Origin of the sequence: Rhodococcus sp. (in: high G+C Gram-positive bacteria) (assembly GCF_049591685.1) — a bacterium.
GTDB lineage: Bacteria > Actinomycetota > Actinomycetes > Mycobacteriales > Mycobacteriaceae > Rhodococcoides.
The window spans coordinates 1-7,503 of the sequence record NZ_JBAWFH010000405.1 but is presented as its reverse complement, the minus strand read 5'-3'; the positions used below and the strand labels follow the sequence as shown (position 1 = coordinate 7,503).

The 7,503-nt window shown below is 62.7% G+C and carries 9 protein-coding genes; 7 read left to right on the top strand and 2 right to left on the bottom strand.

What is annotated here, in order from left to right:
* The 7 genes from WBQ44_RS17260 to WBQ44_RS17230 form a co-directional block, all read left to right on the top strand.
* Positions 1 to 170 (top strand): cytochrome c oxidase subunit 3 (locus tag WBQ44_RS17260; RefSeq protein ID WP_495567898.1); only part of this gene is annotated, 170 nt, incomplete at its 5' end.
* Positions 171 to 270: 100 nt separating this feature from the next.
* Entirely contained in the window at positions 271 to 1,164 is an 894-nt protein-coding gene (gene qcrC, locus WBQ44_RS17255) for a cytochrome bc1 complex diheme cytochrome c subunit (RefSeq protein WP_495567897.1), read from the top strand.
* The gene (qcrA, locus tag WBQ44_RS17250; protein ID WP_495567896.1) at positions 1,161 to 2,378 is read left to right on the top strand and encodes a cytochrome bc1 complex Rieske iron-sulfur subunit; all 1,218 of its coding nucleotides are present in this window, start codon (positions 1,161 to 1,163) and stop codon (positions 2,376 to 2,378) included. The genes qcrC and qcrA overlap by 4 nt, the downstream gene beginning before the upstream one ends.
* Complete coding sequence (gene qcrB, locus WBQ44_RS17245; RefSeq protein WP_495567895.1) at positions 2,375 to 4,165, top strand: cytochrome bc1 complex cytochrome b subunit; 1,791 nt, start codon at positions 2,375 to 2,377, stop codon at positions 4,163 to 4,165. Before qcrA ends, qcrB begins: the two co-directional genes overlap by 4 nt.
* A gap of 187 nt (positions 4,166 to 4,352) precedes the next feature.
* Entirely contained in the window at positions 4,353 to 4,715 is a 363-nt protein-coding gene (locus tag WBQ44_RS17240) for a hypothetical protein (protein WP_495567894.1), read from the top strand.
* 316 nt (positions 4,716 to 5,031) lie between these two features.
* On the top strand, positions 5,032 to 5,487 hold the full coding sequence (locus WBQ44_RS17235; RefSeq protein ID WP_495567893.1) for an STAS domain-containing protein: 456 nt from the start codon (positions 5,032 to 5,034) through the stop codon (positions 5,485 to 5,487).
* A 14-nt stretch (positions 5,488 to 5,501) separates the two neighbouring features.
* Positions 5,502 to 5,699 (top strand): hypothetical protein, encoded by a 198-nt coding sequence (locus tag WBQ44_RS17230; protein ID WP_495567892.1) that lies wholly within the window; start codon positions 5,502 to 5,504, stop codon positions 5,697 to 5,699.
* 264 nt (positions 5,700 to 5,963) lie between these two features.
* On the opposite strand, the gene WBQ44_RS17225 is transcribed toward WBQ44_RS17230, so the two are convergent.
* The gene (locus tag WBQ44_RS17225) at positions 5,964 to 7,052 is read right to left on the bottom strand and encodes a helicase-related protein (RefSeq protein WP_495567891.1); all 1,089 of its coding nucleotides are present in this window, start codon (positions 7,050 to 7,052) and stop codon (positions 5,964 to 5,966) included.
* A 2-nt stretch (positions 7,053 to 7,054) separates the two neighbouring features.
* Positions 7,055 to 7,375 (bottom strand): DEAD/DEAH box helicase, encoded by a 321-nt coding sequence (locus tag WBQ44_RS17220; protein ID WP_495567890.1) that lies wholly within the window; start codon positions 7,373 to 7,375, stop codon positions 7,055 to 7,057.
* Positions 7,376 to 7,503 lie beyond the last annotated feature (128 nt).

The window sequence follows — 7,503 nt, the reverse complement described above, 5'->3', positions numbered from 1 at the left end:
GATTGCACGTCATCGGCGGACTCATCGCCTTCGTGTTCCTGATCACCCGCACCTTGGTCAGCAAGTTCACGCCGGCTCAGGCCACCGCCGCGATTGTCGTGTCGTACTACTGGCACTTCGTCGACATCGTGTGGATCGCGTTGTTCGCCACCATCTACTTCATCCGCTAGTTCGCAGAGCAGATCAAGTGTTTTCACTTCGCCAACCGCAGCGGACGTCGAGTTTCAGCCCCCGGCGTTCGGTCCGTCCCGACACGACAAGGGATAGAAGATGAGTTCATCTCCCCCAGCAGCATCCGGTGCCAACAGCCCGGGATCAGGCAACCCGGCAGCAGAGGCAGCCGGACCCGCTTCCGCTGCCAAGAGCCGTCGCGCCCGTAAGACGCGCCGTCGCGTGACAGGTGCCCTGGTTCTGATGATGGGTCTGTTGAGCGCAGGCTTCCTCGCATCCGCACTCACTCCGACTCCGCAGGTGGCAACGGCCGATCAAGATTCGGCCGCACTCATCCGCGAGGGCAAGCAGCTGTACGACACGTCGTGCGTCACCTGCCACGGTGCAAACCTGCAAGGCGTACAGGACCGCGGGCCCAGCTTGATCGGCGTCGGTGAAGCCGCCGTGTACTTTCAGGTCTCCTCCGGTCGTATGCCAATGGTGCGCAACGAAGCTCAGGCAGAGCGCAAACCACCGAAGTTCGACGACAAGCAGGTCGACGCCCTGGGCGCGTACATCCAGGCGAACGGTGGCGGACCCACTGTCATCCGCGAGACCAACGGCGACATCGCTCAGTCCTCGCTGACCGACGGCGACATCGCACGCGGCAGCGAGCTGTTCCGCCTCAACTGCGCTTCGTGCCACAACTTCACCGGTGAGGGCGGCGCACTGTCCTCGGGCAAGTACGCGCCTGCCCTCGGGCCTGCCAGCGAGCAGCAGATCTATGCCGCCATGATCAGCGGCCCTCAAAACATGCCGAAGTTCTCCGACCGTCAGCTGACGCCGGAAGAGAAGATCGACATCATCTCGTACGTCAAGTCGGCGCAGGAAACCACCTCACCCGGCGGATTCGGGTTGGGTGGCTTCGGTCCCGCAACGGAAATGATCGCAATCTGGGTCGTCGGGATCGCGGCGGTCGTCGGCGCAACCATGTGGATCGGAGCAAGGTCATGAGCGATGCCGGTTCCGGACACAACCGTGGCAACACCGGCGATGGCAGCCATAGCGACCGCAGGAAAGTCGACAAGGTGGACGTGAACAAGAAGTACACCGACGAAGAACTCGCCGGTATGACCAACGAGCAGTTGGTCGAGCTCGGAACCAACCTCGATCACGTCGACGTGGCGTTCCGTCGCAACCGATGGGCCGTCGAAGGCACTCGGGCCGAGAAGCGTGCCGAGCGCAGCGTCGCCGCGTGGTTCACGCTGGCGGGAATCTCGGCCGTCGCGTTCATCGGCATCTACCTCTTCTGGCCCTGGCAGTACGCGGGCCGCGGCGAGGCGAACTATGCGGCGTACTCCCTGTACACCCCGCTGATCGGCCTCACCATGGGTCTTGCCATCCTCGGGGTCGGTGTCGGGGCGGTTCAGTTCACCAAGAAGTTCATCCCCGAAGAGGTGTCCATCCAGGATCGCCACGACGGGCAGTCTTCGGAGGTCGATCGCCGCACCGTCGTCGCAGAGCTGGGTGATTCTTTCCAGACGTCGACCCTCGGACGCCGCAAGGTCATCAAGCGATCGTTGTTCTTCGGTGGTGGCGCCCTCGGCATCATGGCCCTACTCCCCCTCGGCGGCCTCGTCAAGAATCCGTGGGCAGAAGGTGACGATTCTCCGCTGTGGGTTTCCGGCTGGACACCGCGCTATCCTGGAGAAACGATCTACCTTCGGCGCGATACCGGACGTCCACACGACGTCGTTCTGGTCCGTCCCGAGGATATGGATGCTGGGGCTATGGAAACGGTGTTTCCCTTCCGTGAGGCGGACCGCGACGACGATCACGCGCTTCTCGTCTCGCTGCGAGGAATTCGTAACTCCGTAATGCTGATCCGTCTGCGCACCGAAGACACTCAGAAAGTCATCAAGCGCAAGGGTCAGGAAAGCTTCAACTACGGCGATTACTTCGCCTACTCCAAGATTTGCACGCACCTGGGTTGCCCGACGTCACTGTACGAGCAGCAGACCAACCGCATTCTGTGCCCCTGCCATCAGTCGCAGTTCAATGCGCTCGAGTACGCCAAGCCGATCTTCGGCCCCGCTGCACGTGCGTTGCCGCAGCTCCCAATCACGGTCAACGAGGAAGGCTTCCTTGTCGCCCGTGGGGACTTCATCGAAGCCCTCGGGCCCGCGTTCTGGGAGCGCCCGCCCGGCGACACGGAGAGTGATCTATGAGTCCTTCACTGCAAACACTCGCAGCCAAGCAGGCCAACGACGTCGACAGTCGTTACCACCTGGCACCGGGGCTGCGCCGTCAGATCAACAAGGTCTTCCCGACGCACTGGTCCTTCCTCCTCGGTGAGATTGCGCTCTACAGCTTCGTCATCCTGCTCATCTCGGGTGTATTCCTGACGCTGTTCTTCGATCCTTCCCTCAGTGAGGTCGAGTACAACGGCATCTACGAGCCGCTGCGCGGCGTGACCATGTCGCGCGCCTACGCCACCACCCTCGACATCTCGTTCGAGGTGCGAGGTGGGTTGTTCATGCGCCAGATCCACCACTGGGCAGCGTTGATGTTCGCGTGCTCGATCATCGTGCACATGATGCGCATCTTCTTCACCGGTGCGTTCCGTCGTCCCCGTGAAGCCAACTGGGTTATCGGCTGCTTGCTGCTGATCCTGGCGATGTTCGAAGGCTTCTTCGGCTACTCGCTCCCCGACGACCTGCTGTCCGGCACCGGCCTTCGCGCCGCATTCTCCGGCATCACGATGAGCGTCCCGATCGTCGGAACGTGGCTGCATTGGTTGATCTTCGCCGGTGACTTCCCTGGCACGATCATCATTCCGCGTCTTTACGTCGCTCACGTGTTGTTGCTGCCCGCGATCATTCTTGCGTTGATCGCAGCGCACCTCGCGCTGGTCTGGTACCAGAAGCACACGCAGTTCCCCGGACCGGGACGCACCGAGAAGAACGTCGTCGGTGTTCGAATCCTTCCGGTGTTCGCGGTCAAGTCCGGTGCATTCTTCGCGGTGACCTTCGGCATCCTGGCTCTGATGGGTGGCCTGCTGCAGATCAACCCGGTCTGGAACCTGGGTCCGTACAACCCGTCGCAGGTCTCGGCCGGCTCGCAGCCCGACTTCTACATGATGTGGACGGACGGTCTGGCGCGGCTGTGGCCCGCGTGGGATATCTACATCGCCGGAAGGTACACCATTCCTGCGGTGTTCGCGGTCGCCTTGATCATGGGACTCGTGTTCATGGTGATGATCGCCTACCCGTGGATCGAGAAGCGGCTCACCGGCGACACAGCGCACCACAACCTGCTGCAGCGTCCGCGCGACGTGCCGGTCCGAACCGCTATCGGCGCAATGGTTCTGGCCTTCTACATCGTGCTGACTCTGTCGTGCATCAACGACATCATCGCGTACAAGCTGGACATCTCGTTGAATGCCATGACGTGGCTCGGCCGTATCGGCATGCTGATCCTGCCGCCGATCGCGTACTTCGTGGCCTACCGATTCTGCATCGGTCTGCAGCGCAGTGACCGTGCAGTGCTCGACCACGGCATCGAGACCGGCATCATCAAGCGTCTGCCGCACGGCCAGTACGTCGAGGTGCACCAGCCGCTCGGGCCGGTCGACGAGCACGGCCACCCGCTTCCGCTGCCGTACCAGGGTGCAGCCGTCCCGAAGCGCATGAACAAGCTCGGATCGGCCGGCAAGCCCGGCTCGGGATCGCTCTTCCGCCCGGATCCGACCGCAGAAAGCAAGGCGCTGGAAGAAGCCCACCACCACGGTGAGCTCGCTCAATTGAACATGTTGAAGGAGTACCAGGCGTCGCTATACGGCAACGGCTCGAACGGTCACTCCAACAGCAACGGTTCGAACGGCCACACCAACGGCAACGGCTCCAACGGCCACACGAACGGAAACGGCGCACATTCTGCCGCAACCAACGGCTACTCCAACGGGGAAACCCCCGAGCAGATAGCGGCCAACCAGGAGACCGACGGCGAACGTTAGTTACACCATCACGACGAAGGGCGACATCGATTCCGATGTCGCCCTTCGTCGTTCTCGGCAGTTGACCGACGGGACCCGCTCCCCCACCTGTAGGGCACCATGTTTGCCGACCGTGCACACGGCTACACCTGAACATGGCGGCGAGGATGTGCGCGTCGGATCCGCCGATAGACAGGTTGAGGAGGCCATGTTGACAAACGACGTCGAAAAGCGCTGGCACGACCCACGAAGCCTGCGGTCCACGACAATCTATGTTGCGGTTGTCATCGGACTGGTGGCCGTCGTAATCGTGGCGTCGGTTCTGTTGGCCAATGCGAACGCTGACCAATGTCGCGACGCCGCGTTCTTCGTCTGCCAAAACCCCGAGCGTCTTGTCTTTCTCCTTGGACCTCCGACCATCCTCCTTCTGGGAGGCCTGGGAGCCTTCGTACAGACCCTCCGGGTATGGCGCGCGGGGGGTTCGTGGTTCATCTGGCAGGGCGCGGGATGGGCACTGTTCGTGTTGATGGTCGTATACATGACCGCGTCGGCCGGAGTCCTGCGAAGCTGACCTGCGGCCGGGAAGTCTTTTCCGCGACCTGATTTCATCGTGGGGCCCGTTTGCGCGCGTTCTCCGGTACCGGACGACGCAGGCAAACAGAAGATTGCCGACTGTGGTCCGCCGAGAGCCCCCACCGTGGGGTAGTAGTCGCCTTTGACCCCGGTCACGTCGAAAACGAGACCGTACCCTCATCACATGCGCTGTTAGACTTGCGCAACGTGGTTGAAAAGCAGCCCGTAGTCAGTAGTCAACGACTGCGGAGTTGCTCCCACTCCTGAGCGTTCGAGCACCTCTCTTCAGTCGACCGAACCGGAGGTGTCACGCCATGGTCTTCTTGCATTCGGTACACAGCGGTCCCGATACCATTCGCTCGTCGTTCTGCGGCCCAACTCTGTTGGAAGACAGTGCGTTTGCGATGTCCGTGGACGAGCCCGTCGGTGGGCCCGTGGTCATCCGCGTCACCGGCGACATCGACCGCACTACGGTGCCCGTCTTCGGCGAATGCGTCGCAGAAGCCATCGTGTGCGGTCGCTCCCTGGTCGTCGACTTGCTCGACGTCGGTTTCGTCTGTCCAGCAGGGGTATCCGTGCTGTGTGCTGCGGCGACGCGAATGTCGGCCAACAGATGCAAGACCGTTATTGCGTGCTCACCGGGCTTGCAGTCGAGCCTCCAACACGCATGGAAGGGTGCCCCCATCGAATGCTTCGACACTGTTGCGGCAGCCATCGAAGTGGTCATGAGACCACGTGCCAGCAGTGCAACGCGCATCACCGTGCCGTGACCGCGGAGTCGAAGATGAAACGATCCGGGGCCGGCTACGGGCCGGTCAACAATTGGCGTTGGCGTTCCGCCCGCCGCTTCGTCCGCGAACAGCACGCGCTGACGTTACCGGGCTCCGATCTGGAGCAGGCTGAGGCGTTGCTGGGTATCGCACATGCTTTCGGCGCAGTGTCGCCGGCCGATCGGCGTGGCATCGAGCGCAGACTCGCGTAGATGGGACACGTCGGACGACAGGACGTCCATCGCGCGCCGGACCGTTCGACACAGCATGACCGACCTGGTTCGACCACGAAAGGACAAAGATCCATGGCCGAAGCCCCACCCCTTGCCCTGGTGACCGGCGCATCCAGCGAAATCGGATTGAAACTCGCCGAGTTGTTCGCCCGAGACGGATACGACCTCATCGCCGTCGCCGACAGCGCGGACATGCTCGGCCTTGCCGAAAAAATAAGTGCCGAACAAATAGGTGCCGGACAACTAGGTGCCGGCCAAACAGGTGGTGCCAGGACCACGGTCACCGCGGTCGTGGCCGACCTCGGCACCGAGGACGGAATCAGGGCGGTCGGCGAAGCACTCGACCTCGACGGCCGGACGCCTGCGGCCGCGGCGTTGAACGCCGGCATCGGCCGTGGAGGCAGGTTCGTCGACGCCCCAAAGGCGAAAGTCCATGGCGTGCTTGCGAAGACACGTTTTCGGTAATCGGCGCGGCTTCAGCCTCAGCCAGTCGCGTCGAGATCGTCCCCGATGATGTCGAGCGACAACGTTTTGTATCCCTGCTCGTCGAACAGGACCGTGATCCCGCGCATCATCTCCACCCGGGACCGCGCATACTTTCCGCTCGGTCTCCGACAACGACTTTGCATCCGCGACGGCATCGGCGGTCGTGGTGCCCTCCGAAGCGGTGACGCGTCCGTGCGAACAAATCACGGCCCCCGCGTCGACCAGAAGATTGGTCGTCATGGTCAGCTTGCGCGACCGAGCGCCGACCAGTTCGCGCAGGCGTCCGAACGGCAGCGATCGACCCGCATGGTTCAGTATGCCGACGACTCGTCGAACCAGAGATTCGTCGACCTTCCTGGTCGCGAAGAATCGCTGCATCGACAAGTCACCCGGGTAGTAGTGCAACCGCGCAAGAGCCGGCCGGCCGTCTCTCCCCGGTCGCCCGGCTTCCTGGTAGTACGAGTCGACGGAACCCGGCGCGGCTGCGTGGATGACGAATCGGATGTCGCCCTTGTCGATTCCCATTCCGAATGCCGAGGTGGCAACCACTAGGTCCAGATCACCTTTCGCGAACGCCTCGGCGACGCGATCGCGGTCCTTCTGCCTCATCCCGCCGTGATAGGCCGCTGCTGTCTTGCGACGCAATTCTGTTCCCGTCGACGATAATTCGCGTGCCAGGTTCTCGGTGTCGGCTCTGGTGTCGACGTACACGAGCCCCTGCCCGTCCTGACATGCGGCGTCTCGTACTGCTGCGTCGAAGGTCGCCGACTCGTCCGCGTGGGTGTCGACTTCGAACCGAATTTCCGGGCGATCGAAGCCGCCCGTGATCCGCACCGGGCCCCGCATTTTCAAATCCCGACGATGTCGTCGCGGACAGGTCGCGCGGCAGTAGCCGCAGCGACCGGCGCCGACCGCCCTTCCAGTCCTCGCAGGGACTCGACCTGATCTTGCTGCAGCGCGATGAGGGGCGACACCACGACGGTCACGCCGTCCAGCATTGCTGCCACGGTCTGAAAAATCGCCGACTTGCCGTATCCGGTTGCCATGACCGCCAAAACGTCGTGGCCATCCAGTATCGCCGCGATGGCGTCCGTCTGTCCGGCCCGTAGTTGGTCGGTGCCCAAGCTACGTTTGGCCGCCGCTCGAATCCGCTGTCGATCAATCGTCACGCATGTCGTATGCCACGGAAAGCTCCGAAGAAACGCAGCGCGCGAACATCATCGGAGCCGGGCTGCCACCCTTCGGCATTCGCGCGTCGTACTACGACACCAGCCCCAGAGACCACACTGCCCCGATA